This is a genomic window from Vibrio penaeicida (assembly GCF_030689305.1).
GTDB lineage: Bacteria > Pseudomonadota > Gammaproteobacteria > Enterobacterales > Vibrionaceae > Vibrio > Vibrio penaeicida_B.
On sequence record NZ_JAUYVM010000015.1, the window covers coordinates 1 to 26,027 of the forward strand.

The 26,027-nt window shown below is 45.6% G+C and carries 18 protein-coding genes; all 18 read left to right on the forward strand.

Annotated features, from left to right (window positions below):
* Nucleotides 1-26: 26 nt before the first annotated feature.
* Entirely contained in the window at nt 27-4,952 is a 4,926-nt protein-coding gene (locus Q8W40_RS20510) for a cadherin-like domain-containing protein (protein ID WP_305399859.1), read from the forward strand.
* A 461-nt stretch (nt 4,953-5,413) separates the two neighbouring features.
* Entirely contained in the window at nt 5,414-6,052 is a 639-nt protein-coding gene (gene betI, locus Q8W40_RS20515) for a transcriptional regulator BetI (RefSeq protein WP_305399860.1), read from the forward strand.
* Entirely contained in the window at nt 6,049-7,521 is a 1,473-nt protein-coding gene (gene betB, locus Q8W40_RS20520; protein WP_305399861.1) for a betaine-aldehyde dehydrogenase, read from the forward strand. The genes betI and betB overlap by 4 nt, the downstream gene beginning before the upstream one ends.
* 46 nt (nt 7,522-7,567) lie before the next feature.
* Entirely contained in the window at nt 7,568-9,229 is a 1,662-nt protein-coding gene (gene betA / locus Q8W40_RS20525; RefSeq protein WP_305399862.1) for a choline dehydrogenase, read from the forward strand.
* Nucleotides 9,230-9,303: 74 nt separating this feature from the next.
* Nucleotides 9,304-10,248 (forward strand): choline ABC transporter substrate-binding protein, encoded by a 945-nt coding sequence (locus Q8W40_RS20530; RefSeq protein WP_370693412.1) that lies wholly within the window; start codon nt 9,304-9,306, stop codon nt 10,246-10,248.
* 84 nt (nt 10,249-10,332) lie between these two features.
* Nucleotides 10,333-11,190 (forward strand): choline ABC transporter permease subunit, encoded by an 858-nt coding sequence (choW, locus tag Q8W40_RS20535; RefSeq protein ID WP_305399864.1) that lies wholly within the window; start codon nt 10,333-10,335, stop codon nt 11,188-11,190.
* A gap of 3 nt (nt 11,191-11,193) precedes the next feature.
* On the forward strand, nt 11,194-12,396 hold the full coding sequence (gene choV / locus Q8W40_RS20540) for a choline ABC transporter ATP-binding protein (RefSeq protein WP_305399866.1): 1,203 nt from the start codon (nt 11,194-11,196) through the stop codon (nt 12,394-12,396).
* A 55-nt stretch (nt 12,397-12,451) separates the two neighbouring features.
* Nucleotides 12,452-13,561 (forward strand): hybrid-cluster NAD(P)-dependent oxidoreductase, encoded by a 1,110-nt coding sequence (locus tag Q8W40_RS20545; protein ID WP_305399867.1) that lies wholly within the window; start codon nt 12,452-12,454, stop codon nt 13,559-13,561.
* Between the two features lie 367 nt (nt 13,562-13,928).
* Nucleotides 13,929-15,182: a serine hydroxymethyltransferase gene (gene glyA / locus Q8W40_RS20550; protein ID WP_305399869.1), complete on the forward strand. Its 1,254-nt coding sequence runs from the start codon at nt 13,929-13,931 to the stop codon at nt 15,180-15,182.
* A 27-nt stretch (nt 15,183-15,209) separates the two neighbouring features.
* Nucleotides 15,210-16,583, forward strand: coding sequence for an L-serine ammonia-lyase (locus Q8W40_RS20555; RefSeq protein ID WP_305399871.1), 1,374 nt, complete (start codon nt 15,210-15,212; stop codon nt 16,581-16,583).
* Nucleotides 16,584-16,623: 40 nt separating this feature from the next.
* Nucleotides 16,624-17,874 carry a sarcosine oxidase subunit beta family protein gene (locus tag Q8W40_RS20560; RefSeq protein ID WP_305399873.1) on the forward strand — a complete coding sequence of 417 codons (1,251 nt, stop codon included), beginning with the start codon at nt 16,624-16,626 and terminating at the stop codon, nt 17,872-17,874.
* 9 nt (nt 17,875-17,883) lie between these two features.
* On the forward strand, nt 17,884-18,180 hold the full coding sequence (locus tag Q8W40_RS20565) for a sarcosine oxidase subunit delta (protein ID WP_305399875.1): 297 nt from the start codon (nt 17,884-17,886) through the stop codon (nt 18,178-18,180).
* Entirely contained in the window at nt 18,177-21,200 is a 3,024-nt protein-coding gene (locus Q8W40_RS20570) for a sarcosine oxidase subunit alpha family protein (protein ID WP_305399877.1), read from the forward strand. The genes Q8W40_RS20565 and Q8W40_RS20570 overlap by 4 nt, the downstream gene beginning before the upstream one ends.
* The gene (locus Q8W40_RS20575) at nt 21,190-21,810 is read left to right on the forward strand and encodes a sarcosine oxidase subunit gamma (protein WP_305399879.1); all 621 of its coding nucleotides are present in this window, start codon (nt 21,190-21,192) and stop codon (nt 21,808-21,810) included. The genes Q8W40_RS20570 and Q8W40_RS20575 overlap by 11 nt, the downstream gene beginning before the upstream one ends.
* A 43-nt stretch (nt 21,811-21,853) precedes the next feature.
* Nucleotides 21,854-22,711 carry a formyltetrahydrofolate deformylase gene (gene purU, locus Q8W40_RS20580; protein WP_305399881.1) on the forward strand — a complete coding sequence of 286 codons (858 nt, stop codon included), beginning with the start codon at nt 21,854-21,856 and terminating at the stop codon, nt 22,709-22,711.
* Nucleotides 22,712-23,012: 301 nt separating this feature from the next.
* Nucleotides 23,013-24,209 carry a formaldehyde dehydrogenase, glutathione-independent gene (fdhA, locus tag Q8W40_RS20585; RefSeq protein ID WP_126607733.1) on the forward strand — a complete coding sequence of 399 codons (1,197 nt, stop codon included), beginning with the start codon at nt 23,013-23,015 and terminating at the stop codon, nt 24,207-24,209.
* A gap of 245 nt (nt 24,210-24,454) precedes the next feature.
* Nucleotides 24,455-25,435, forward strand: a complete 981-nt coding sequence (locus Q8W40_RS20590; protein WP_101114743.1) for a dipeptidase — start codon at nt 24,455-24,457, stop codon at nt 25,433-25,435.
* Nucleotides 25,436-25,446: 11 nt separating this feature from the next.
* Nucleotides 25,447-25,983, forward strand: a complete 537-nt coding sequence (locus Q8W40_RS20595; protein WP_305399884.1) for a 4-vinyl reductase — start codon at nt 25,447-25,449, stop codon at nt 25,981-25,983.
* Nucleotides 25,984-26,027: the final 44 nt, after the last annotated feature.

Below are 26,027 nucleotides of genomic sequence, written 5' to 3' on the forward strand. Positions count from 1 at the left end.
ATGGTGAGATCAACTTCGGCTACCAGGTGAAAGACGCGGACGGCGATGTAGACAGCGCGAACGTGAAAGTGACCGTGACGTCGGAAGACGATGCGGTAGACGCGGTGAATGACGAAGTGACGGTTGCCGAAGACGGCAGCATCACGCTGAACCTAACGGGCAACGACGAGGCGCCAGACGGCGGTCTTGAAATCACGCATATCAACGGCGTGGCGTTAACAGGCTTGGCACAAAACATCGCGGTGGACAATGGCACCGTGGTAATCGCGGCGGATGGCGCGATGACGTTCGAGCCAGCGGATGACTTCAATGGTGAGATCAACTTCGGCTACCAGGTGAAAGACGCGGACGGCGATGTAGACAGCGCGAACGTGAAAGTGACCGTGTTTGATAACATAGCACCTAATAAACCAACCATCACAAACATTACAGACGACTCAGAAAACAGTGATTACTCTGAAGTGACTTTGCATGGTACGGGTAGTGAGGCTGGTAACACTATTGAAGTGTTTGCTAAAGATGAAGACGGAAAAGACGTCCTAATCGGAACGGCGATTGTTCAAGATGACTTAAGTTGGACGCTTGATATCTCTGATATCAGTGTAACGCCTACGAATGACAATGAGTTTATGTTTGCGAAGGAAACGGATCCTGCAGGCAATGTTAGTGAGGCATCTGATACGGTTCATTATTATCACGGTACCTTTGACCCTGCCGTTACAGAGGCGTCTGATGACTACGTACTTCTTGGCGGTGGTAATGACGAGCTTAGAATGGTGTCGGATGACGACAATGACTACTTTGTTGCTGATGGCGGTGCCCATCATGATCGTGCCGTGTTTACTGGTTCTATTGAAGATTACGATATTAGTATCAATAGCGATGGTGAGATTGTGATATTTGAGCCGACTGAGAATGACAAAAATATCTTTAGAGAATTTGAGTCATTTAAGTTTGATGAAGAAGTTTACACAGTTGAAGACCTGCTTAAACCAGAGGTGACTATTACCAGTGATGCAAATAATGATGAAGTATTGGCAGGCTCTGAGATTGGTCAAAATATTGCTTACCAGATAGATCTTCCGAAAGGGGCGACAGTTGGAACTGTCTTACTCGTTACTTTACCTTCTGGAGTTCAGTCAATTACATTGTCTGAGCAGCAAATTACTAGTGGGAAAGTAGAAGGTTCCTATGTAACTCCTGCAGAGGGCAGTGATTTTGAAGTGAGCGTGTCTATAACGTACCCAGATGGTTCTCAATATGGGTCTACAGATACCGTTCACGTAAACGAAGGACCTGAAGTTAACGATTTCTCTGTATCGTCAACGTCTAGCGTCTTTGACGTACCATTCTCTAGTCATGCGACCGATACAGAAGATGATGCGGATTCAAGTAAAACAACGAGTGTTGTGATTACAAGACTTCCGGAGTTTGGAACGCTATATGTGGTAAATGACGATGGTTCGAGAACAGATTTAGCAGTTGGTTCAAAAGTCGATGATACCTCTAACATTAAGTATGAGTTAGACGGGAATGTTAATGCTGATTTCAGTTTTGATGCGACTGATTACCATAGCGATACCCCAATTAATGACTTAACAGAAATCGCTTTAGAAAGTGGTTTGGTGATTACTGGAGGAAGCATCGCAGATGATGGTTCTTTGGTTCAGGGAACACTGAATTATCATAGCGCAGTTAATGAAAATGGAATTGGTGTTAACGGCAATGAAGTTGAAAGTGACAGCAAAGAATATATTTCTATTGATTTTGGTGATGGTACGAATGTAACTGAAGCAAATATCTCGCTTGGCAGTTTACATGACCATTATACCGATACTGATCTTGGGATTGACGCCAAGGTTCATATCGAACTCTACAAAGATGGCGTTTTACAGAAAACCGTTATAGTTGATTCGTCCAGTGATATTGAGAACTCTCAATATGTTGCCAACCTTCAATTAGACAGTGGCTTTGATGAAATTCGTTTGACGACAACAGCAGGTCAGAATTCAAACTTCACTTTATCGAATATCGAAGTGGTTGATTCAGAAATTAATGACGAAATCGAGTATAAAGCAGTCGATTCTGATGGGCAGGAAAGTGATGACACGGCAGTTGTAGACATTACCATTCCAAGCTCCGAGACTGCACTAGAGAGAGCGCCTGTTGTTAACGGCGATGCAGACTTAGGTAACTCTGCAGAAGATAACGCGTTTGTTATTGATGCGGCTAAATTACAGCTACTGTTGAATACGGCGACGGACGAAAATCAAGACGACTTGTTTATTTCCGCTCTTTCTGTCGATGAATCAAAAGGAGAGCTTGTTGTTACAACTAACTCTCACGGTCAAGTGACAGGTGCGGTGTTCCACCCTAACGAGGATATGTCTGCGGACGATATTAAGTTTGATTTCACTGTTAGCGACGGTAAGTTAACAGATACGGGGAGCGCTTACCTGGATGTTACCCCAGTAGCTGATGCGCCAGAGGTTAATGTATCGCTCACAGGTAGCCCTACTCACGTCTACTCTGAGTTCCCTACATTTGGAATGACCTACGACGACTTCTTACCTGAAAACTTCGATGGAACAGAGTTTGGTATTGAGAACACTCAAATTATTGATGTGTGGGGCGAACGGTCAGGTACATCAGAGCGTGATTACGTATTTGGTGAATTTGACAATGGCGCTAGTTATTCAATATCAGGTGGTGACGGCAACGATATTCTAGTCGGCGCCAAGAACTCTAAAAATGACATCAGAGGCGACTTAGGTGATGACATTCTCGTAGCGGGTAACGGCACTGATGCGTTGTATGGTTCAAATCATTACGATCCTAATGCCAAAGATGTTGCAATCCTAAAAGGTAGCAGCACGGATTACGAAATCAGCAAAGGCTCTGGCTTTACCAGTAATGACCGTTGGTTCAACTTCTCTGAAGATGGAGCGAACGAAGTTAATTCATTGCATTTGCACAACATTAAGTATGTTCAGTTTGAAGATGGTATTTTTGAGCTCGACCCAGACACAGGTTCGTTGACAAAAGTTGAGCCTACATCATCTGAATATCCACTGAATATTGAAGCATCCTTAACAGATGTTGATGAAAGTGAGACGTTAACGGAGATAGAGATTTCTGGCCTTGCTCAAGGCGATGTGTTGAAAGACACCAGCGGAGCAGTCATCGGCACTGCTTCAAGTGATGGCACTATCACGCTTTCTGGTCTTTGGTCTTCCGATGCAACATCGGTGACCTTATCTGGTTTGACTCTAGTAACTACTGCAACTAACGCAGCGGAAATTTCTGTAACTGCAACGTCTCAGGAAGGAAGTGATACAGCAAATACAGCCTCAGGGGATGACTCTATCGTCCTTAGTGATTTTGCTGGCGTAACAATGAGTGGTGATGGGCAAAGCAACACGACTGGCGACACGCATGACACCATTGTCGGCGATACTACTGGCACCGTTGTTACTCATGGGCAAGATTATAATATTGCATTCATGGTTGATACTTCAGGTAGTGTTGGAAGTAGCAATGTTGAAGATATCGAAGACCAGCTAGAGGAAGTCTTTGATAGCTTGATCAACAGTGCAAAAGGTGAGCACTCCGGTACGGTTAATGTGATGTTGGTAGATTTCGATACATTGGCGCATACAAGTGTGAGTGTGGATCTTGCTGATGAAGGGGCTAAAGACAAGCTTGAAACTGTTTTAGATAGCTTGAAGTCTGGCGGCGGCACGAATTATGAAGATGCATTCACTGTTACCAATAACTGGTTTGAAACGGTGAAAACAACACATCCAGAAGCCAATAACATGGCGTATTTCATTACCGATGGTCGCCCAACTTATTACAACACGGATGTTACTAACCCTGTTGTATACAATAGACCAGGGAACTCTAATGATCGTACGTTAGATGATATTTTAAACAATGCTGATTACGTACCGGGTCAAACCTATAGCTACGCAGGCAAGACAATTATCGATACGCATGGAAAAGTATACAGTTATACGTCGGGCTACCACTATGGAACGTTCCAAGGGTTCATGAGACCTGATGGAACGGGAGAGCATGAGTTTGTGCAGATAGCTGGTCGCGGATCCTACGCAGACAGTGCTACCCTTTCACAAGCTGAGCTTGGGTTCGAAATGCTCGAAAGTAACGGCGTAACGGTGGAAGCAATTGGTATTGGCAGCGGCTTGAATGAAGATCAGTTAAAAGATTTTGATTCAGATGGTAACGTGCAAACCAATGTAGATGCAGATGATTTAGCTGAAGCCATCCTTGGTACTTCAGAAGATAAGCTTCCAGGTGCCGATACCATCTCTGCGGGTAGAGGTGACGACATTCTATTTGGTGATTCTATGCACATGTCTGGTGTATCTGCACAGGGTTACGAAGGAATCAAAGAGTATGTGGCAGGTAAACTCAATGTAGCGGAAGTATCTGATGCGCAAGTGCATAATTACATCACCGAAAACATTGAAGAGTTCAATCAGTCAACGGATAAAGATAAAGCTGATCACCTACATGGGAATGAAGGTGATGACATAATCTTTGGTCAAGGTGGCAATGATTACCTATATGGTGGCGACGACAACGATACATTAATTGGTGGACTAGGAAGTGATATTCTGACTGGTGGTGACGATGCAGATGTCTTTAAATGGGTTAACTCCGATTTAGATGGCAGTACAGACAGCATTACCGATTTCCACATTAATGAAGGTGACAAGCTTGATTTGAGTGATTTGTTCACGGACTTATCTGAAAATGAAGTGACATCTATGCTGGACCAAATAAAAGGTACAGTGAATGGCGATGATGATCACTCAAGCATAACCGTTGATAAAGACGGAAGCTCGGTGACGATTGACTTTGAAGGCGTATCAGCAACGGATCTTACTAACAACTTGAGCACGATACTTCTTATTAAAGATGACTAATCAATAAGTAAAATCTTTGTATGTACTTTGAAATGCCGGGGCTAAAGCCTCGGCATTGTTATTTATAAACCGACAACAACTAAGTGACTTAATTTAATTAGATAAATATACGTAAGCGTTATTTCTCATCAACCATGTGATTTAGTTAATTTTGGGTGCTTTAATAAAAGCGATTTATATAAATATATTTTCATTTTCTCTTATCCTAAAGACGACACCATTATTCTTAATTGCGCTATCAGAATCCCCCGCTTTTCCATTCTCTCTCTTTTCAACCTTCAATGTCGGATAGAATTTAAACCTTTAAAAACAAATGGATATAAATATTTTTCTTTGGATTTCTATTTGTTTTTTTGACTTTTTACGCCGATTTCGCTGCGTTGACAATATTCTTAATAGGTCGCATTGTTTTGTTAAATGGTCATTTAATAAAAACCCCAATCGCATATTCGGAGGGTGTTATGCCAAAAATAGGAATGCCAGAAATAAGGAAGCCACAGCTAATAGAAGCGACTATGACGGTTATAGACCGCGTAGGAATGCAAAGTGCTAGCATTGCCTTAATTAGTGAAGCGGCAGGCGTATCCCCAGCAATAATAAATCACTACTTTGGTGGCAAAAATGGTCTGCTTGAAGCCACCATGCGCCAAGTACTTCAGCTGTTAGCAGAAGGAGTTAAAGAACGCCTTTCGGATATTCATGGAAGTGATGTTTTGGGAAGAGTTATGGCGATTGTGGGTGGAAATTTCGACAATAGGCAGGTCGAGAAGCGAATAGTGAAAACGTGGTTAGCTTTCTGGCCTCATGCAATGCATAACCCCATGCTTTTCCGTTTGCAAAGAGTAAACGAGCAACGATTGGTTTCTCATTTAGTTTATGAGCTTAAAAAAGTGCTACCAAAAGAAAAAGCAAAAATGGTTGCTATGACTACCGCTTCATTAATTGACGGAATTTGGCTTAGGGGGGCATTAAACCCAAAAGGTATCGATGCTGAATTTGCGCAACAATTAATCGAAGAGTATTTATTTAGCCAATTACCTGAGGCGTTATTAGCAGACAAACAGTATTTTGCGCATACCAAGAAAGGAACACTTCAATGAGTGAAATAAGTGGCGATTTAAAACAACTTTTTATAGGTGGAGAGTATGTTGATGCGACGTCTGAAGAATGCTTTACATCCATTAATCCAGCGAATGGAGAAATCGTCTGTGAAATACAGCAAGCGTCCAGTGAAGATGTAGACAGTGCCGTTTCTGCTGCAAAAAAAGGAGGGAAGGTTTGGGCAAAGTATTCAGCAGTAGAACGAAGCCGGATTCTCCGGCAGGCGGCAGAATACTTACGTGAATGGAACGACGACATTGCGTTAATTGAGGTAATCGATACAGGAAAACCTATACAAGAAGCGCTGGAAGTTGATATTCAGACTGGTGCGGACGTTATTGAATATTATGCTGGGTTAGTCCTTGGCCTTCAAGGGACTCAGCAACCACTGTCTGATAGCCAGTTTTTCTACACGCGACGTGAGCCATTGGGTGTTTGTGCTGGCATTGGTGCATGGAATTATCCCATTCAAATCGCCTGTTGGAAGACTGGACCCGCCTTAGCTGCTGGTAACTCAATGATTTTTAAACCTTCTGAAGAGACACCGTTGTCAATCTACTACTTGGCAGAAGCACTTAAAAAAGCTGGTTTACCTGATGGTGTCTTCAACATTGTGCAGGGTGATTATCGAGTTGGGCAATATCTCACACGTCATTCTGGAATCGAAAAAGTATCGTTTACCGGAGAGTGCGGAACTGGTCGTAAAGTTATGCAAGATGCGGCCAGCACGTTAAAAGAAGTCACGATGGAGCTTGGGGGCAAGTCTCCACTCATGATTTTTGATGACGCAGATATTGATAATGCGGTGATTGGTGCGTTGTTAGCGAACTTTTACACTCAGGGAGAAGTTTGCACTAACGGTACACGCGTCTTTGTTCAGTCAGGCGTATATGACGAGTTTCTGCGCAAAGTGAAACTAAAAACGGAACAGCTGGTTGTTGGCGAGCCAAGATTACTGAGCACACAAGTTGGGGCTTTGATCAATGAAAACCACCTTAATAAGGTGCTGCGGTATATCGACCTTGCCAGTCAATCAGGCGCGAAATTGCTTTGTGGTGGACGGCGACATGTCTCCCTAGAAACAGAGAACGGATACTTTGTCGAGCCAACGGTTTTCTTTGATTGCACTGACGATATGCCAAATGTCGTTGATGAGATATTTGGTCCAGTCATGTCTGTCTTAAAGTTTGACTCTGAGAGTGAGGTTATTGAGCGCGCTAACTGTACTGAATTTGGATTGGCAGCAGGGGTATTTACTAAAGACGTATCCAGAGCTCACCGAGTGATCGCAACAATAGATGCGGGTATTTGTTGGATAAATACGTGGGGAGCATCACCAGCGGAAATGCCTGTTGGCGGTTACAAGCAGTCAGGAATTGGTCGGGAAAACGGACCTGAAACATTAAACCAATATACGCAAGTGAAAAGCGTGTATGTAGAGCTTGGCGATATAGAAAGCCCGTATTAAAGGGTTAATAAGTCTCAATGAGACAGGGAATAGTAAGGGAATAACTATGGATCATCGCACCGATTACATTGTTGTAGGCGCAGGTTCAGCAGGATGCGTATTAGCGAATAGATTAACTGAAGATGGCGATTTCAGCGTATTGCTTTTTGAAGCAGGAAGAAAGGACGATACATGGAAAATTCATATGCCCGCAGGGCTCGTCTACAATTTGGAAGATGACAAATACAATTGGTTTTACAAAACTGAACCTCAAGCGCATATGAACAACAGACAAATGTACTGGCCGAGAGGGAAATGTTGGGGTGGAGGCTCCGCGCTTAATGCAATGGTCTACATTAGAGGTCACGCCTTAGATTACGACCGCTGGGAAAGTGAAGGGGCGAAAGGGTGGTCATATGAGGATGTATTACCTTACTTCAAAAGGGCTGAAAATCGGAAATCCGGTGGAGACGCATATCGAGGACATAAAGGTCCACTAAAAGTGCACACGGGTGACTTTCCAAATCCATTGTTTGACGTTTTTATTGAAGCAGGTGCCCAAGCTGGTTACCCCAAAACAGCTGACATGAACGGTTATCAGCAAGAAGGTTTTGGCGTTATGGATATGACGATTCATAACGGAAAGCGTGAAAGTACAGCGCAAGCATACTTAAGACCCGTATTACAGCGAGAAAATTTGCAGACTGAAGTGGGGGCGATGACGACACGAATCCTATTCGATGGAACGAAAGCGATTGGTGTTGAATATGTGCAAGATGGCAAGACCAAAAGAGCCTATGCAGACAAAGAAGTGATTCTCTCAGGTGGCGCTATAAATTCGCCGCAACTGCTTATTTTATCGGGTATTGGTGATGAAAAAGAATTGGCCAGACACGGTATCGATTCGGTTGTGCACAGCCCCGGTGTGGGAAAGAACTTGCAAGATCATCTAGAAGTTTACGTTCAGCAAGAATGCGTTCAACCGATCACGCTCTATAAATCCACCAATCCAGTAAATCAAGTGATGTGGGGAGCCGAATGGTTTCTTAATAAAACAGGGTGGTGCTCAACGGCTCATTTGGAGTCCGGTGGATTTATTCGAACAGAGGCTGGCGTGAAGCACCCTGATATTCAGTATCACTTTTTGCCCGGGTTAGTAAACGATCATGGCAGAGATCAGGGTGACCGACATGCCTTTCAAGCACATGTTGGAACCATGAGACCTGAAAGCCGTGGCGAAATCACACTTAGATCGCCCGACCCATTTGAGTATCCCATCATTCAACCTAATTACTTAGCCACGGATAGAGACGTATGGGAAATGCGCCAATGCATTACGCTCACGCGAGAAATTTTTGCCCAAGACGCATTCGCTTCCTTTCGAGGAAAGGAAATTAAACCAGGTTTAAACGTTAGAACCGATGCAGAGATAGACGCCTTCATTCGTGAAAAAGGAGACAGCGCCTACCATCCCTCTTGCACCTGCAAAATGGGGACAGAGGATGATCCGATGGCAGTTGTTGACGAGCACGGACGAGTATATGGCGCGGACAATCTCAGAGTGGTCGACGCCTCTATCATGCCGAGCATCATCAGCGGAAATTTGAACGCACCGACCATCATGATGGCAGAGAAACTGTCCGATTCCATCTTAGGCAAAGGGTTTATCTCTCCAAGTTCAAATATCGATGTTTGGGTTCATCCGGAGTATCAAGTGAAACAAAGATAGGATTTATAGATTCAACGTTTGGGGCGTTAATACCGCGTTGGGTGGAAGAAAGTCATAACAACAAGGAGAAAGTTATGAAGGCAACTATTGGTATGCAAATAGGGAAATATGCACTGGCATTGACGGCATTGTGGAGCTCTTCAGCGATGGCCAACCAATGCCATCTCGTTCGCTTTGCAGATGTCGGGTGGACAGATATCACTTCGACCACAGCGATTACCTCAGAAGTACTAGAGGGCTTAGGTTACGAAACAAGCACGCAGCTTCTATCGGTCCCCGTTACATATAACTCGTTAGCCAATAACGACATTGACGTCTTTTTGGGTAACTGGATGCCAACCATGGCGTCAGATGTTGAAAAGTACATGTCTGAAGGCAGTGTGGACATGGTAAAGGTTAACTTAACGGGCGCAAAATATACCCTTGCGGTTAATAAGGCTGCGTTTGATGCGGGCATCAAGAACTTCTCAGACATTGCCAAATACAAGCGAGAACTCAAAGGCAAAATCTACGGCATAGAGCCGGGGAATGATGGAAACCGCCTGATTCAAAAAATGATCGATACCGATGCGTTTGGATTGAAAGGGTTCAGCCTAGTTGAATCGAGCGAAGCAGGTATGCTTTCTCAAGTTGCTCGTAGCATCCGAAGAGATCAATGGATTGTGTTCCTTGGCTGGGCTCCTCACCCAATGAACAGCAACTTTGAAATCGACTATCTAGATGGTGGTGATGATTACTTTGGCCCTAATTTTGGCGGAGCAGTAGTCCACACCAATGTACGCCATGGGTACATTCGAGAGTGCCCAAATGTCGGAACCCTCCTGACCAATATTGAATTTAGCTTGGACATGGAAAATGAAGTCATGGGCGCGATACTCGATAAGGGAGAAGACCCTAGAAAAGCGGCTCGTGAATGGTTACAGGCAAATCCGAGTGTATTGGATACGTGGCTAAAAGGTGTCTCCACCAAAGATGGGACCGTCGGGTTAGCCGCCGTTAAAGCACATCTGAATATATAACAAATAACAATGAACAGCATGGTAGGAAGGCAGGCGTTTAGTTTTATCTTCCTTCCATCTGTCGATGGATAGCGATGTAGTGTAATGAATTGGTTTATCGAAAATAAAATACCGTTAGGGTCTTGGATTGAAGCATTTGTTGATTGGTTAATCGGTCATGCATCAGGATTTTTTGATGCGATTGCATTCAGTCTAGAATGGATGATTTTGCTTGTTGTCGAACTTTTCCAGTGGTTTCCGCCGTGGTTCTTAATTGCTTTTACCGCTGGTTTAGCGTTTGCATTACATAGAAGCATCGGTATGTCTGTTTTTATCATTTTCGCGCTTCTGCTCATATTGAACTTGGGTTATTGGACCGAAATGATAGAAACGTTCGTATTGGTTTTCTCGGCAACGGCTTTATGTGTTGTCGTCGGGGTGCCGATTGGAATCCTTGCTGCCCACAAACCTTGGCTATATGTAGGTCTGCGACCAATACTGGACCTAATGCAGACCATTCCCACCTTTGTTTACCTAATACCTACGCTCATATTGTTTGGCTTAGGCGTTGTTCCTGGGCTTATTTCAACCATTATCTTTGCTATCGCCGCACCTATTCGACTGACTTATCTCGGTATCATTCGTGTCCCTGAAGAATTGTTAGAAGCGGGTAAAGCATTTGGTGCGAATCGTAGGCAGCTACTATTCAAAGTTGAATTACCGGCGGCGTTACCGACGATCATGGCAGGCATTACTCAATGCATAATGTTGTCACTCTCTATGGTGGTTATTGCCGCGCTAGTTGGCGCTGACGGATTAGGAAAGCCCGTTATTCGGGCGCTAAATACAGTAAACATTTCTCAAGGGTTTGAGGCTGGGTTAGCCATTGTTTTGGTCGCGATTATTTTAGACCGTCTGTGCAAGCAGCCAAAAAGCGTTACTGGCGGCAGAGAAGAGGGATAAACAATGGCATCAGTCACTATTAAAAATCTGGACATCGTTTTTGGTCAAAACGATCTCGATAGAACCTTAGAAATGCTAGACCAAGGAAAAACGCGACAAGAAATCTCAAACGAAACTGGGGATATTGTTGGCGTACACAATGCCAGTTTGGAAGTTAAAGAAGGTGAAATCTGCGTTCTTATGGGGCTTTCAGGGTCTGGGAAGTCAAGTTTACTGCGAGCAATAAATGGTCTGAATACAACGACTCGTGGCGAACTGGTTATAGAGTACGACGGTGAACAAACCGATATTGCTACCTGCGACAGAGACACGCTAAGAACCATTCGTGCTAACTGTGTATCCATGGTTTTCCAAAAATTTGCATTAATGCCTTGGTTAACGGTTGTTGAAAACGTGGCATTTGGACTAGAAATGAAAGGCATCGCTAAAGGGGTTCGTATCTCTAAAGCGATGGAACAACTCGAAATGGTTGGGTTGGCAGAGTGGTCCGAGAAATATCCGCATGAGTTATCCGGTGGAATGCAGCAGCGAGTAGGTTTAGCTCGCGCTTTCTCAATGGACGCTGATGTCCTGCTGATGGACGAACCTTTCTCTGCGCTCGATCCTCTTATTCGGAACCAACTCCAAGATGAATTGTTAGAACTCCAAACGCGCCTAAAGAAAACCATCATTTTTGTCAGCCATGATTTAGACGAAGCGCTAAAGCTGGGTACTAACATCGCCATTATGGAATCAGCTCGTATTATTCAACAAGGCAAACCAGAAGATATCGTTCTACGCCCTTCCACCGAATATGTCCGTGAGTTTGTTGCTCATACTAACCCTTTAAATGTTCTTTGTGGTGAGTCGTTAATGACGCCGGCAAAAGAGCTCGCAGTTAATGATGATCGGTATTACCTCGACCAAGAGAAAATAAGTTGGGTTACGGTGTCACTAAAAGGAGAGGTTATGTCCGCCGGTAGCCAACATGCGGGGGATATTCATCTACTGAAGTGGAATCAAGAAGTCGATATCGAAGCGTTGTCTGTCGAGAGTCTCGTTGTTGCAAGTCCAAGTATCACAATGAGAGAAGCACTAGAAATACGTTATCGAACGGGTCGTCCAATCGTTATTGAAGAGAATGGACGTATTTGTGGCGTGCTGTCAGATAAAGACTTCTATCACGCTTTGCTAGGAAAACATTTCAGCCAAGTGTCCGAAGGATAATAAGGCAATACAACCGCCAACGTAAAACACAGAATGAATAGGAAGGAGTCGCACCATGACCGTGATTGATGAAAATCCAGTTAACCTTAGCCCGATCAACACTCAAACTTGGGTTAATGGCCGTCATATGGTTCGTTGTGTAAAAGTAATTCAAGAAACGCATGATGTGAAAACATTTTGTTTCATGAGTCAGAGCCCCATTATGTTCTTTTTCAAACCGGGCCAATTTGTCACGCTAGAGCTTGAAATAGACGAAGAGCAAGTGATGAGAAGCTATACGATCTCGTCATCTCCGTCTGTGCCTTATAGCTTTTCAATAACCGTAAAACGAGTGAAAGGTGGGCAGGTTTCTAATTGGCTGCACGATAATATGATGGTGGAAAGCGAGCTAGCGGTTCACGGACCGGTAGGTAACTTTAACTGTATTGATCAAACCGCAGACAAGGTGCTGCTATTGTCAGGTGGCGTTGGTGTGACTCCCTTAATGTCGATGGCGCGTTGGTGGTTTGATACTAACGGCAATGTAGATATGAAGTTTGTCCACAGTGCGCAGACTCCGAAAGACATCATTTATCACCGCGAACTGGAATTTATGGATTCACGGATCGATAATTTTGAATTGGCGATAATTTGTGAGAGACAAAACATTGGCGATAGCTGGATGGGGTTTCGTGGCTATTTATCCAAGGAAACCCTCCAATTGATTGCCCCTGATTTTCAGGATAGGTACGTGTTCTGCTGTGGGCCGACACCTTACATGAATGCGGTGAAAAAGATTCTTCAAGCATTGAATTTTCCAATGGAAAACTATTTCGAAGAGAGCTTTGGTGCGCCACCGGAAGAAGCCAAAGAAGAAGCATTAGAATCGGCAGAACATGCTTTGCTTCAACCGGATGATACCAATCTATTTGAAGTCTTGTTTGAGGATGCAGATAGAAGCGCCAAGATTACCGCAGAAGATACTTTGTTATCCGCAGCCTCGAAAGCAGGGTTACATATCCCAAAAGCCTGTGGGATGGGGATCTGCGGTACATGTAAAGTCAAATTGGTTTCAGGTGAAGTCGAAATGAGCCACAACGGTGGGATTACTGAAGATGACGAGAATGATGGATACATTCTGAGTTGTTGCTCCACACCGAAGAGCCATGTCGTTATCAAAACATAATTTGTTTGACCGAGTATTTGTTTGACCGAGCATTAATCGACACTTGTATAAACTAACTTCGTTGACACGCGAAATTACAGGGATGTTCATTAAGCTACGCTTTGTCGGGAAGCCATTGGTCATTAGGTTAGCTTGCGCTAACCTTTTTTTATGCCCACCAGTTAAGACTTTTAGTACGCAGTCATTAAGTCGTTTTTGGCGTCGTAAATAGAATAATTGCCGACGTAAAAAAGCATCATCCCTAACCCTGTGCTCGCTAGTATCAACCCATACAAACAATCCGCGCAAATCCCGTGTGGAAAAAAGCCTCAGCTTGATAAATTAGAATTTCCCTGAGTGCGATGAATGATTTGAATGGAGAGAAAACATGTTCAAACGTAAGGATACAGTGAAAGGGTTTGACGACGAGATTTGGAACGCGATAGAAGCCGAAACAGACCGTCAGCAGCACCACGTGGAATTGATCGCATCAGAAAACTACACCAGTCAAAGGGTGATGGAAGCGCAAGGCACACAGCTCACTAATAAATACGCCGAGGGTTACCCTGCAAAACGCTATTACGGTGGCTGTGAACATGTAGACGTTGTGGAATCCATTGCTATTGAACGAGCAAAGCAGCTCTTTGGAGCGGACTACGCGAACGTACAGCCACACTCAGGCTCTCAAGCGAACTCAGCTGTTTACATGGCTCTATTGAACCCAGGTGACACTGTATTGGGAATGAGCCTAGCTCACGGTGGGCATTTAACGCATGGCGCAAAAGTCAGTTTTTCTGGTAAGCAATATAACTCCGTTCAATATGGCTTAAACGAAGAAACAGGTGAAATTGACTACGACCAAGTTCAAGCATTGGCTTCTGAGCATCAACCAAAAATGATCGTTGCAGGCTTTTCCGCTTATTCACGAGTGGTGGATTGGGAAAGGTTCCGCAAAATAGCCGATTCGGTAGGTGCATATTTGATGGTAGACATGGCTCATGTAGCAGGGCTGATCGTCGCTGGTGCATACCCTAATCCCATACCATTTGCCGATGTTGTAACAACGACAACGCACAAAACATTACGTGGACCGCGAGGCGGGTTGATCCTATGCAGTAAAAACGAAGCGCTTGAAAAGAAATTGAATTCAGCGGTTTTTCCCGGTGGGCAAGGTGGCCCGTTAATGCACGTGATTGCGGCTAAAGCCGTCGCCTTCAAAGAAGCGATGTCGGAGGAATTTGCTAGCTACCAACGCCAAGTTGTGAAAAACGCTCAGGTAATGGCAGAGGTTTTTCAGCAACGAGATTACGAAGTGATTTCAGGCGGAACAGACAACCATTTGTTTTTATTAAGCCTAGTAAGCAAAGGCTTAACGGGGAAAGCGGCAGATGAAGCACTAAGCCGAGCCAATATCACCGTGAACAAAAATGCAGTACCGAATGACCCTCAATCCCCATTCGTGACGAGCGGCCTGAGAATTGGAACCCCAGCGGTTACAACGCGAGGCTTTAAAGAGCAAGAAGTGGCACTACTGGCAAACTGGATATGCGACATTCTCGATAATATCGAGTCCGATGTTGTCGTCCAGGAAGTGAAAGAACAGGTCGAAAAGCTTTGTTCTGAGCATCCGGTTTATCGCTAGCAAAGGCGATTCAATAGGTACGGCATTATGGCAATCAGTATATTCGACATGTTTAAGATAGGTGTGGGGCCGTCCAGCTCCCATACCGTGGGACCGATGAAAGCGGCCAACATGTTTGTGGAGGAACTCGCGCAGCAAAACGTCATCGATTCAGTGGAAGAGATCCAATGTGAGTTGTTTGGATCTTTAGGTGCAACAGGGAAAGGGCACAGTACCGATACCGCGGTGAAAATTGGTTTAGAGGGCTACACACCAGAACTGGTTCAGTCGGAAGAAATTGAGACTCGTATTCGCTCTATCAATGCAACCGAGATGATTTTTTTGAACCAAGAAAAGTGGATTCGTTTTTTTGAAGACAAACACATGCTTTTCAAAGGTGAGGAGATCTTGCCCGGGCACCCTAACGCAATGACGCTGACAGCCCGCAATGCGGAAGGCGCCGTTATTAACAGCAAAACCTATTATTCCGTGGGCGGTGGGTTTGTTGTTGAGCAAGGGAAAGAAAACTCGGTTTTCAATATTCAAGCTGCACCTATTCCATACCCGTTTAATACAGCAGAACAGTTGCTTGCCATCTGCAATAAAACTGGGCACCCGATACATAAAATTATGCTCGCAAACGAGTGTGCGTTTCGTGATGAAGTGAGCGTATTGGATGGTATCAATGACATCTGGGGTGTCATGGCAAGTTGCATCGATAGAGGGTTAACCAAGGATGGGATTCTTCCTGGTGGGTTATCGGTTAAGCGGCGCGCACCTCAAATGCATCGTGACTTGTGCGACATGAATCAAGAAACCGGAATTCGGCATCTAGACTCCATGGCGTGGGTAAACCTGTACGCCATATCGGTTAACGAAGAAAACGCAGCCGGTGGCAAAGTGGTAACAGCACCCACTAACGGGGCAGCAGGCATAATTCCCGCAGTGATTAAATATTACCTAGAGTTTTGCAACGGTAACGAAGCAGGTGTTATTCGGTTTCTTTTGAGTGCTGCAGCTATTGGCATGCTGTGCAAAACCAACGCGTCTATTTCAGGTGCAGAAGTTGGCTGCCAAGGCGAAGTGGGTTCGGCATGTGCGATGGCTGCTGCAGGCTTGGCAGAAGCTGTTGGGGCAACCCCCGAGCAAGTTGAAAATGCGGCGGAAATTGGAATGGAACATAACCTAGGCTTAACGTGCGACCCAGTTGGCGGGCTCGTTCAAGTACCGTGTATTGAACGCAACGCCATGGCAGCCGTAAAAGCGATTAACGCCGTATCCATGGCGTTGAAAGGTGATGGTAGCCATTTTGTCTCTCTCGATACCGCGATTAAAACCATGAGAGATACTGGAAAAGACATGTTGGATAAGTACAAAGAAACGTCACGTGGTGGCTTAGCCGTCAACGTCATTGAATGTTAGTCAGACACAGTTGTGACTGCGTAGTAGAAAGGAATCAACAATGAGCAAATATTCAGGGTTCGGTCTATTCAAACATGCTCTTTCTTACCATGAAAACTGGCAGCGTGTATGGCGTAACCCAAAGCCTAAAAAGGCTTACGATGTGATCATCGTAGGCGGTGGTGGTCATGGTTTAGCAACAGCCTATTATCTGGCAAAAAATCACGGAGTAAAAAATATCGCTGTGGTTGAAAAAGGATATTTAGGTGGTGGTAACACAGCACGAAACACCACGATTGTACGTTCAAATTACCTTTGGGACGAAGCGGCAAGGTTGTATGAACATGCCATGAAGTTATGGGAAGGTTTGTCAGTCGATTTGAATTACAACCTTATGTTCAGCCAACGAGGCGTACTGAACTTGGGACATACCCTTCAAGACATGAGAGACATTGAGAGAAGGGTGAACGCCAACCGCCTAAACGGAATAGATGGCGAGGTTCTCAACCGAGAGCAAGTACAAGAAATGGTGCCCATTCTGGATTGTTCAGACAACGCTAGGTATCCCGTATTGGGTGCAAGCTGGCAACCGAGAGGTGGTACGGCGCGTCACGATGCCGTTGCATGGGGATTCGCTCGCGCCGCCGACAAGCTGGGTGTCGATCTTATCCAGCAAACGGAAGTCACCGACATCCGGGTTCAAGACGGTCGTGTTGTTGGGGTGGAAACATCAAACGGATTTATTGGTGCAAACAAGGTTGGTTGCGTGGCATCTGGGAATTCTGGTGTGTTAGCCAATATGGTGGGTTTGTCTCTTCCTCTGGAATCTCACCCTCTGCAGGCGATGGTTTCTGAGCCATTGAAACCAGTGCTCGACACCGTTGTGATGTCTAATCATGTGCACGGCTACATGAGCCAATCGGATAAAGGTGATTTGGTCATCGGTGCGGGTATAGACAGCTACTTAGGCTACGGGCAAAGAGGATCATTTTCGGTAATCGAACACACTATTTCTGCCATTAAGGAAATGTTCCCAATTGTTAGCCGAGTGAGGCTAAACCGTCACTGGGGAGGGATCGTTGATACCTGTCCAGATGCCTGCCCCATTATCAGTAAAACACCGATCAAAGGTCTGTATTTTAACTGCGGTTGGGGAACCGGTGGCTTTAAAGCAACGCCAGGATCAGGGCATGTTTTTGCTCATACAATCGCGTATGACGACCCACATCCATTAGCAAAACCGTTCGCGATGGATCGTTTTGTATCAGGGTATTTGATTGATGAACATGGCGCTGCAGGTGTCGCGCACTAGGAGTTAATTATGTTGCACTTGTATTGTCCTTACTGTCAGGAACATCGTGAAGAAGAAGAGTTTTCTTATGCTGGAGAGGCGCACATCGAGCGCCCACTCGATCCTGCGTCGCTAAGTGATAAAGAATGGGGTGAATACTTATTCCATCGAAAAAATCCGAAAGGGTTGCATCATGAAATGTGGTTCCATGCCACAGGGTGTAGAAAGTTCTTTAACGTAACGCGAGACACGGTCTCATACGAGATTGTTGAAGTCTACGAAATGGGGCAGTCGCCTAAGCAATCTGCGTCGGAGGCACAGGAATGACACAGCTTAATCGCACACAATCTGGCGGATTGATAGACAGACACGAACCAATCAATTTTACCTTCAACGGCAAGCATCTTACTGGTTACGCGGGTGATACCGTCGCATCAGCCTTGTTGGCAAATGGCATCGATATCGTCGGGCGAAGCTTCAAATACGGTCGTGTTCGCGGCATTTTGGGTAGTGGCGCAGAAGAGCCGAATGCCATCTTACAAGTTGGCAGTTCAGCCAGTACGACTATTCCAAACTTAAGAGCAACGCAAACAGAGCTTTATGAAGGTTTAGTTTGCAGCAGTGTTTCTGGTTGGCCAAATATCGATATCGATTTTAAAGCTGGGCTCGGAAAGTTGGCCGGTGGCATGATGCCCCCGGGTTTTTACTACAAAACCTTTATGTACCCTCAATCTCTGTGGCCAACGTATGAAAAATACATCCGTAAAGCCGCGGGTTTAGGCAGCACGCCAACAGCACCAGATGTCGACGAATACGACAAGATGAACCACCATTGCGATGTCTTGATTGTAGGTGGTGGTTTTGCGGGTTTGACCGCAGCCAAAAAACTGATCGGGCAAGGGCTCAGAATCATATTGGTAGACGAACAGCATCAACTCGGTGGGGCACTGTTGTCATCCAATACCAAAATCAATGGACTAACGTCGTCAGACTGGATTGATGAGACAATAATCGAGCTCAGTAAAGACAGTCAGTGCATGATCCTAAGCCGCAGCACGGCATTTGGGTACTACGACCAGAATTTTGTTGGGGTAGTGGAAAGACGCACCGATCATCTCGGCGAAAATGTCGATGGTCCACGTCAACGACTTCATCGTATACGTGCAAAAAAGGTCGTTTTGGCTACCGGTGCGATTGAGCGCCCGTTAGTGTATGGCAACAATGACCTGCCGGGTAACATGCTTGCCGGTGCTGTAGCAACCTATGTGCGTCAGTATGGGGTCGTACCGGGTGATGCACTTTTGCTAATGACAACTAATGATGGCGCATACGAAACAGCAAAAGCGTGGGTAGAAGCCGGTAAGCAGGTCGCTGCCATTGTTGATTCACGCAAACAAGTCGCTGCACATCTCATGGATTGGGCGATTGATCAGGGCATTTCTGTTTTTGAAGGCTCGTGTGTGATTCAGGCATGTGGGAACAAACGAGTAAAAAGTGCCAAAGTCGCGCCGATTAACGAAGCTGGCGATACGGTGATAGGTAACGTGGTTGAAGTGAGCTGCGATACCATTGCCAGCTCGGGGGGATGGAGCCCAGCAGTTCATTTGTCTTGTCACACAGGCTCTAAACCCGTTTGGTGTGAAGACAGCTTGGGTTTTGTTCCGGGTAAAACGGTTCAAGACCAAACCTGTATTGGCGGTGTTAATGGGGTATACAGCCTAAACGCCATTGCCGATCAGGCGATTGCTGAAGTTCAAAGCCTTCTTAGTTCTCTTGGCGTTAAACCAAGTCAAGATTTAGGAGAGTTTCCAACAATAGACGAGCCCATTATGAGCGATTCAATGGAACTCTACTTGTGTCCTCATGAACGCCCTATTAGCCGAGCGCCTAAGCAGTTTGTCGATTTCCAAAACGATGTAACGGCGGCTGGTATTGTGCTGGCGACTCGAGAAGGATTTGAAAGTATTGAGCACATCAAACGCTATACCGCTATGGGGTTTGGAACCGATCAAGGTAAAACAGGTAACATCAATGGTATGGCGATCGCCGCGAAAGCCATGGGTAAAACCATCGCAGAAACAGGCACCACTATTTTCCGACCTATGTACACACCTGTCACTTTCGGTGCGTTAGCGGGTCGGGATGCGGGACATTTGTTTGACCCTGCTCGTTTTACTTCCATGCATAAATGGCACATTGAACATGGTGCGCTCTTTGAAAATGTTGGTCAATGGAAGCGCCCTTGGTATTACCCAAAAGGTAATGAAACCATGCAGGAATCCCTGAACCGAGAATGCTTAGCTACGCGAAACAGTGTCGGGATCTTGGATGCATCAACGCTGGGTAAAATCGACATTCAGGGTGCCGATGCGCGTGAGTTTCTCAATCGAATTTACACCAACCCGTGGAGCCAACTTGCGCCTGGAAAGTGTCGATATGGCGTGATGTGTAAAGAAGATGGGATGATTTTCGACGACGGTGTAACGTCTTGCATCAACGATAATCACTTCATTATGACCACTACCTCGGGGGGCGCTGCGGCCGTTCTGCAATGGTTAGAGTTGTGGCAACAAACCGAATGGCCAGAGCTTAATGTGTATTTCACCAGCGTTACAGATCAATGGTCGACGATGACGATATCTGGGCCGAATAGCCGAAAATTGCTCGAAAAAATAGCGCCAGATTGGGATGTGTCGAACGAATCTTTCCCATACATGACGTGGCAGAGTGGCGAAGTTGCCGGCGTGAAAGCGCGTATTTTCCGAATCAGTTTTACTGGGGAGCTCTCTTTCGAAATTAACGTGCAAGCCAATTACGGATCTTACGTTTGGGAAACGATTATGGAAGCGGGGAGAGAGTTCGATATCACTCCGTACGGAACGGAAACCATGCATATTCTGCGTGCCGAAAAGGGTTTCATCATTGCAGGGCAAGATACGGATGGTTCAGTGACGCCACAAGATATGGACATGAATTGGATTGTCGGTAAGAAAAAGACATTCAGTTACATTGGCAAGCGTTCATGGGAGCGGGAAGATACGTCTCGCACCGATAGGAAGCAATTTGTCGGTCTTCGCTGTAAAGATAGCCAAGCCGTTATACCTGAGGGTGCACAAGCGGTGCTTGACCCTAAAGAACCAGTTCCGATGACGATGATCGGTCACGTGACGTCAAGTTACTACAGCGCATGTTTAGGGCACTCCATTGCTCTGGGGATGATCAAAAATGGATTAGCCATGTTAGGCGAGTCGGTTTATTTTCCGTTAGCCGATGGCAGGGTTTTAGAGGCTGAGATCACCAGTTCTGTATTTTATGATCCAAAGGGAGAGCGCCAAAATGTCGAATAATGAAACGAAATTTGCCCCTAGGATGGATTCTCCGTTGCAACACGTCGCGCTTTCAGAAGGGGCGAATTTGAATGAAGGGAATGGCGTCGAAATTCGGGAGCTAGCTGGCCTGACTCATATCCTTGTTCGGGGAAACGGCAATGATCCTGAATTTGCATTAGGCATTCAAAATGCGGTTGGATTGACATTACCTCGTACAGCTTGCCAATCAAAAACAGGTAGTGAGACCAGTATTTATTGGATGTCGCCTGATGAGTGGCTTATTGTCTCTAAGGAGAAATCACACATCGTTTTAGAGGCGGATCTGAGAAACGAATTGAACGGGCACTTTTCCGTGGTTGATGTGAGTGGCGCACAAACGGTGATACGCCTGAGTGGGAAGCACACTCTAGATGTTATTAAAAAGTCGTGTCCTTACGACACCGATTTAGAATCGTTTCCTATTGGCAAAGTCGTCGGCACCGTGTTTGCGAAAAGCTCTGTGCACATGATTCGACGCGACGAGCACCAAGTCGATTTAATCGTACGCAGAAGCTTTGCAGACTATCTGTGTTTATGGTTGCAAGATGCCTCTAAAGAATACGGGTTTTCTTTAAACGTCGGTGTTTAGTCGCCGACAGAATCTAACCGCTGACATTCCTAAGGAGAATGGCATGACACAGCACTATATCCTTACTGCGAGCTGCCCAAGCCGACCAGGAACGGTTGATGTAGTCACTCGGTTCTTGTATGAGTGGAAAGCTTACATCAGCGAATTGAGCTCATTTGATGATGAGGTGTCAGGACGGTTTTTCATTCGTGTGGATTTTCGGATGATGGAAGGCGCAAGCTTCGATTCAGAACAATTCACAAAAGAACTCAATATTAGAGGGAACAAGTTCGACTTAGAGTGGGAAGTCTCTAACGCCAATCACAAAACCAAAGTGGTGATTATGGTGTCCAAGTACGACCATTGTTTGAATGACTTGCTCTATCGCTACCGCACTGGAAACCTAAATGTAGAAGTGGGGGCTATTGTCTCTAATCACCCGGATTTAAAACCGCTAGCCGAGTGGCATGGTATACCGTATTACCATTTCCCAATTTCTAAAGAAACCAAATTGGATCAAGAAGCTAAAGTGGAGCAAATCATGGAGGAATATGGATGCGAGCTATTGGTTTTGGCGCGCTACATGCAAGTTTTGTCGAACGGGTTTTGTAAACGTTTAGAAGGTAAAGCCATCAACATTCACCACTCCATTTTGCCTGGATTTAAAGGGGCAAGGCCCTATCATCAGGCTTATGAGAAAGGGGTGAAATTGTTAGGGGCGACCGCTCATTATGTGAGTGATGAATTGGATGAAGGTCCGATCATTACTCAAGGAATGGAGGTGGTGAATCACAGTTTCTATCCCGAGGATTTAGCCAAGAAAGGGATGGACGTTGAATCACTCACGCTCGCCAGAGCAGTTCAACTGCATATTCAAAAGCGCGTGTTCCTTTACAGTAATAAAACCATCGTGTTCGAGTAGTAGTTCGTTTGTTAAAGTAACAGTTCTTATCTTTGAGCAGTAGAATTAGCCCCTATTGAATAGGGGCTTTCTGTTTATTTGGCAAACCTAAAGCGAGGTCGTCAACTTTAAGTAGTCTAAATTTTTCAGCTTCTTCAAATGTCTCAAACAGTCGATTTTACGTCTTATATGGACATGTTTACTCACACATAAACCGATTAACTGGAAAGGGGCTCACTGGTTTTCTCGTACCGACTTTCTTGTACCTGTCGATGAGAAGCGAATTGAGCATCAAATCAAATTGAATAGGGATACGGAATTTATGTGTGGAAATCATGGAAACCGCGGTGTGGTGTACATGGGGGAGAACAGTGTAGAAGTTCAGCCCATTGCTTACCCAGAACTTATGATGGGTAAACGAGCGTGCCAACACGGCGTTATTTTAAAGGTGATCACAACCAATATATGTGGAAGCGATCAACACATGGTTCGCGGGCGAACGACGGCAGAAGCAGGGCTTGTTCTTGGGCACGAAATTACGGGGCAAATCATTGAGTGTGGACGAGATGTCGAGTTTCTTGAAGTGGGCGACATTGTCTCTGTTCCCTTTAACATTGCCTGTGGCCGATGCCGAAACTGCAAAGAAGGCAATACGGGTATTTGCTTAAACGTAAATCCTGCGCGCCCCGGCGCTGCATACGGTTATGTGGATATGGGTGGCTGGGTTGGCGGACAATCGGAATACGTTATGGTGCCTTATGCCGACTTCAACTTACTTAAGTTTGATGACCGTGAAGGTGCGTTAGAGAAAATCAAAGATCTCACACTACTGTCGGATATTTTCCCAACTGGCTATCACGGAGCCGTGACGGCAGGGGTTCAACCGGGTTCAACGGTATACATCGCCGGAGCCGGACCTGTTGGATTGGCGTGTGCCGCTTCTGCTCATTTACTTGGGGCAGCGTGTGTGATTGTGGGGGATATGATTCCCGCACGATTGGAGCAAGCAAGAAGCTTTGGTTGTGAAACGATTGATCTGCGAGAGGAATCTACCGTTCCAGAAATGATAGAGCAGATCCTAGGTGTGCCAGAAGTGGATGCAGCAATTGATTGCGTTGGCTTTGAAGCGAGAAGCCACGGTTGTTCGCATCACAAAGAGCAACCTGCAACGGTTCTTAATACTATGATGGACGTATGTCGTGCGGGTGGCGGCATCGGTATACCGGGCTTGTACGTGACGGGCGATCCGGGGGCGGTCGATGAAGCTGCGAAGATGGGACAACTCGGTGTAAGGATCGGGCTAGGCTGGGCGAAATCGCATTATTTTGTCACGGGTCAATGCCCCGTCATGAAATACCACAGGCAATTAGGACAAGCGATTCTATGGGACAAAATCGATATAGCCAAAGCCGTTAACGTTCAAGTTATTTCTTTGGATGAAGCACCCGATGGGTACAGCGAGTTCGATGGCGGTGTCGCGAAGAAGTTTGTTATCGACCCACATGGAATGGTTGCGTAGAAAATCAACCTAAAGCCACAACATAAGCGAAGAATAGCGACCTATTGGGTCGCTATTTTTTTTCCAGAGCAAAAGATGACGGCATTCCTAATGTTCTTGTCGCTTTCAAGCCGTTTTTGCGCAAATTGACACGTTAGACTCAAAACCTAAGAGCAACACCTTTACCAGCATTCCCCAAAACCAGAATGCTTTGTGCGTGCAGCACCTAATACGAGCACGAGCTTAACAAAACTTTGGAGTCGAATATGTCAGATGCAGAAAAGCTACATGAAGCATCCATCATTTTAGATGGACTTGTGATAGCCAAATGGGACAGAGCACTTTTTGAAGACATGGCGAAAGGGGGATTAACCGCCGCCAATTGCACGGTTTCAGTATGGGAAGGGTTTCAAGATACCGTGAACAACATTGCGGAATTTAACACCTTCTTTCAAGAGCACTCTGACTTAATTCGACCCGTAAGAACAACTCAGGATATTCACAAAGCAAAACAAGAAGGGCGGACAGGTATCATATTGGGTTTCCAAAACGTCCACGCTTTTGAAGATCAAATTGGTTATGTCGAAGTGTTTAAGCAACTGGGTGTCGGTATTGCCCAAATGGCATACAACACGCAAAACCTTGTTGGAACGGGGTGCTATGAGCGCGACGGCGGGCTATCTGGCTTTGGGCATGAAATCGTTCGTGAAATGAACCGCGTTGGCATGATGTGCGATTTATCTCACGTGGGAAGCCAAACATCAAAAGAGGTCATTCTCGCGTCTGAAAAACCCGTCTGTTATTCACATTGCTTGCCCCTTGGTCTTAAGGACCATCCTCGGAACAAGTCGGATGAGGAACTGAAATTCATCGCCGATCACGGTGGTTTTGTCGGCGTAACCATGTTTGCTCCGTTTCTCAAAAACGGCATCAAGTCCACGATTGAAGATTACGTCGAAGCCATTGAGTACATCGTCAACATCGTGGGGGAAGACCACGTCGGGATTGGAACGGACTTTACGCAAGGGCATGACGAACCGTTTTTCGAATGGCTTACTCACGACAAGGGCTACGCTCGCCGTCTCACTCGATTTGGCGAAATTATCAACCCGAAAGGCATTAGAACGATCGGAGAATTCCCAAACCTTACCGAGGCGTTACTCAATCGAGGTTGGACACCAAGAAAAGTACAGAAAGTGATGGGTGAGAACTGGGTAAACACCCTCAAAGAAGTTTGGGGCGAATAAGGAGAATAAAAATGAGCGCACATGCACCTGAAATGGAAATCAAAGTAGACAGCGAAACAGGCGTTTGGGTAACAGACGCACTTCCGATGCTGTACGTACCACGACACTTTTTCATCAACAACCACACGGCGATCGCGGAGTCACTAGGCGACGAATTGTACGCGGAGATCTTATACAAAGCCGGTTACCAATCGGCGCACTATTGGTGTGAAAAGGAAGCCGAAAAACATGGGCTTTCTGGTGACGCCGTATTTGAACACTACATGAAGCGTCTTTCCCAACGTGGTTGGGGGGTATTCCGAATTGAAAGTTTGGATATCGAGAATGGAACGGCGCGAGTTCGATTGGATCACTCGGCTTTTGTTTACCACTACGGAAAAGTTAATCGCAAAGTGGATTACATGTTTACGGGCTGGTTTGCTGGCGCGATCGATCAAATCGCAGAGAGCTTGGGCTACAACGTCAAAACCAAAGCTACACAGATTCAAAGCGCGTCCGAAGAAGGCGTTGATTACGGAGTCTTTGTCGTTGAGCCGCTGGGAAGTTAAGTGGAAGCGGTAGAAAAGTAAGTGAAATCGGTAAAAAAGAAGTG

Excerpts from the sequence above, each read along its gene's own strand:
- Q8W40_RS20545 (WP_305399867.1), top strand. The coding sequence starts at position 12,452 with ATGACCGTGATTGATGAAAATCCAGTTAACCTTAGCCCGATCAACACT.
- choW (WP_305399864.1), top strand. The coding sequence starts at position 10,333 with ATGAATTGGTTTATCGAAAATAAAATACCGTTAGGGTCTTGGATTGAA.
- choV (WP_305399866.1), top strand. The coding sequence starts at position 11,194 with ATGGCATCAGTCACTATTAAAAATCTGGACATCGTTTTTGGTCAAAAC.
- glyA (WP_305399869.1), top strand. The coding sequence starts at position 13,929 with ATGTTCAAACGTAAGGATACAGTGAAAGGGTTTGACGACGAGATTTGG.
- fdhA (WP_126607733.1), top strand. The coding sequence starts at position 23,013 with ATGTGTGGAAATCATGGAAACCGCGGTGTGGTGTACATGGGGGAGAAC.
- Q8W40_RS20590 (WP_101114743.1), top strand. The coding sequence starts at position 24,455 with ATGTCAGATGCAGAAAAGCTACATGAAGCATCCATCATTTTAGATGGA.
- betA (WP_305399862.1), top strand. The coding sequence starts at position 7,568 with ATGGATCATCGCACCGATTACATTGTTGTAGGCGCAGGTTCAGCAGGA.
- Q8W40_RS20530 (WP_370693412.1), top strand. The coding sequence starts at position 9,304 with ATGAAGGCAACTATTGGTATGCAAATAGGGAAATATGCACTGGCATTG.
- betB (WP_305399861.1), top strand. The coding sequence starts at position 6,049 with ATGAGTGAAATAAGTGGCGATTTAAAACAACTTTTTATAGGTGGAGAG.
- Q8W40_RS20565 (WP_305399875.1), top strand. The coding sequence starts at position 17,884 with ATGTTGCACTTGTATTGTCCTTACTGTCAGGAACATCGTGAAGAAGAA.
- Q8W40_RS20555 (WP_305399871.1), top strand. The coding sequence starts at position 15,210 with ATGGCAATCAGTATATTCGACATGTTTAAGATAGGTGTGGGGCCGTCC.
- Q8W40_RS20575 (WP_305399879.1), top strand. The coding sequence starts at position 21,190 with ATGTCGAATAATGAAACGAAATTTGCCCCTAGGATGGATTCTCCGTTG.
- Q8W40_RS20560 (WP_305399873.1), top strand. The coding sequence starts at position 16,624 with ATGAGCAAATATTCAGGGTTCGGTCTATTCAAACATGCTCTTTCTTAC.
- Q8W40_RS20570 (WP_305399877.1), top strand. The coding sequence starts at position 18,177 with ATGACACAGCTTAATCGCACACAATCTGGCGGATTGATAGACAGACAC.
- purU (WP_305399881.1), top strand. The coding sequence starts at position 21,854 with ATGACACAGCACTATATCCTTACTGCGAGCTGCCCAAGCCGACCAGGA.
- betI (WP_305399860.1), top strand. The coding sequence starts at position 5,414 with ATGCCAAAAATAGGAATGCCAGAAATAAGGAAGCCACAGCTAATAGAA.
- Q8W40_RS20595 (WP_305399884.1), top strand. The coding sequence starts at position 25,447 with ATGAGCGCACATGCACCTGAAATGGAAATCAAAGTAGACAGCGAAACA.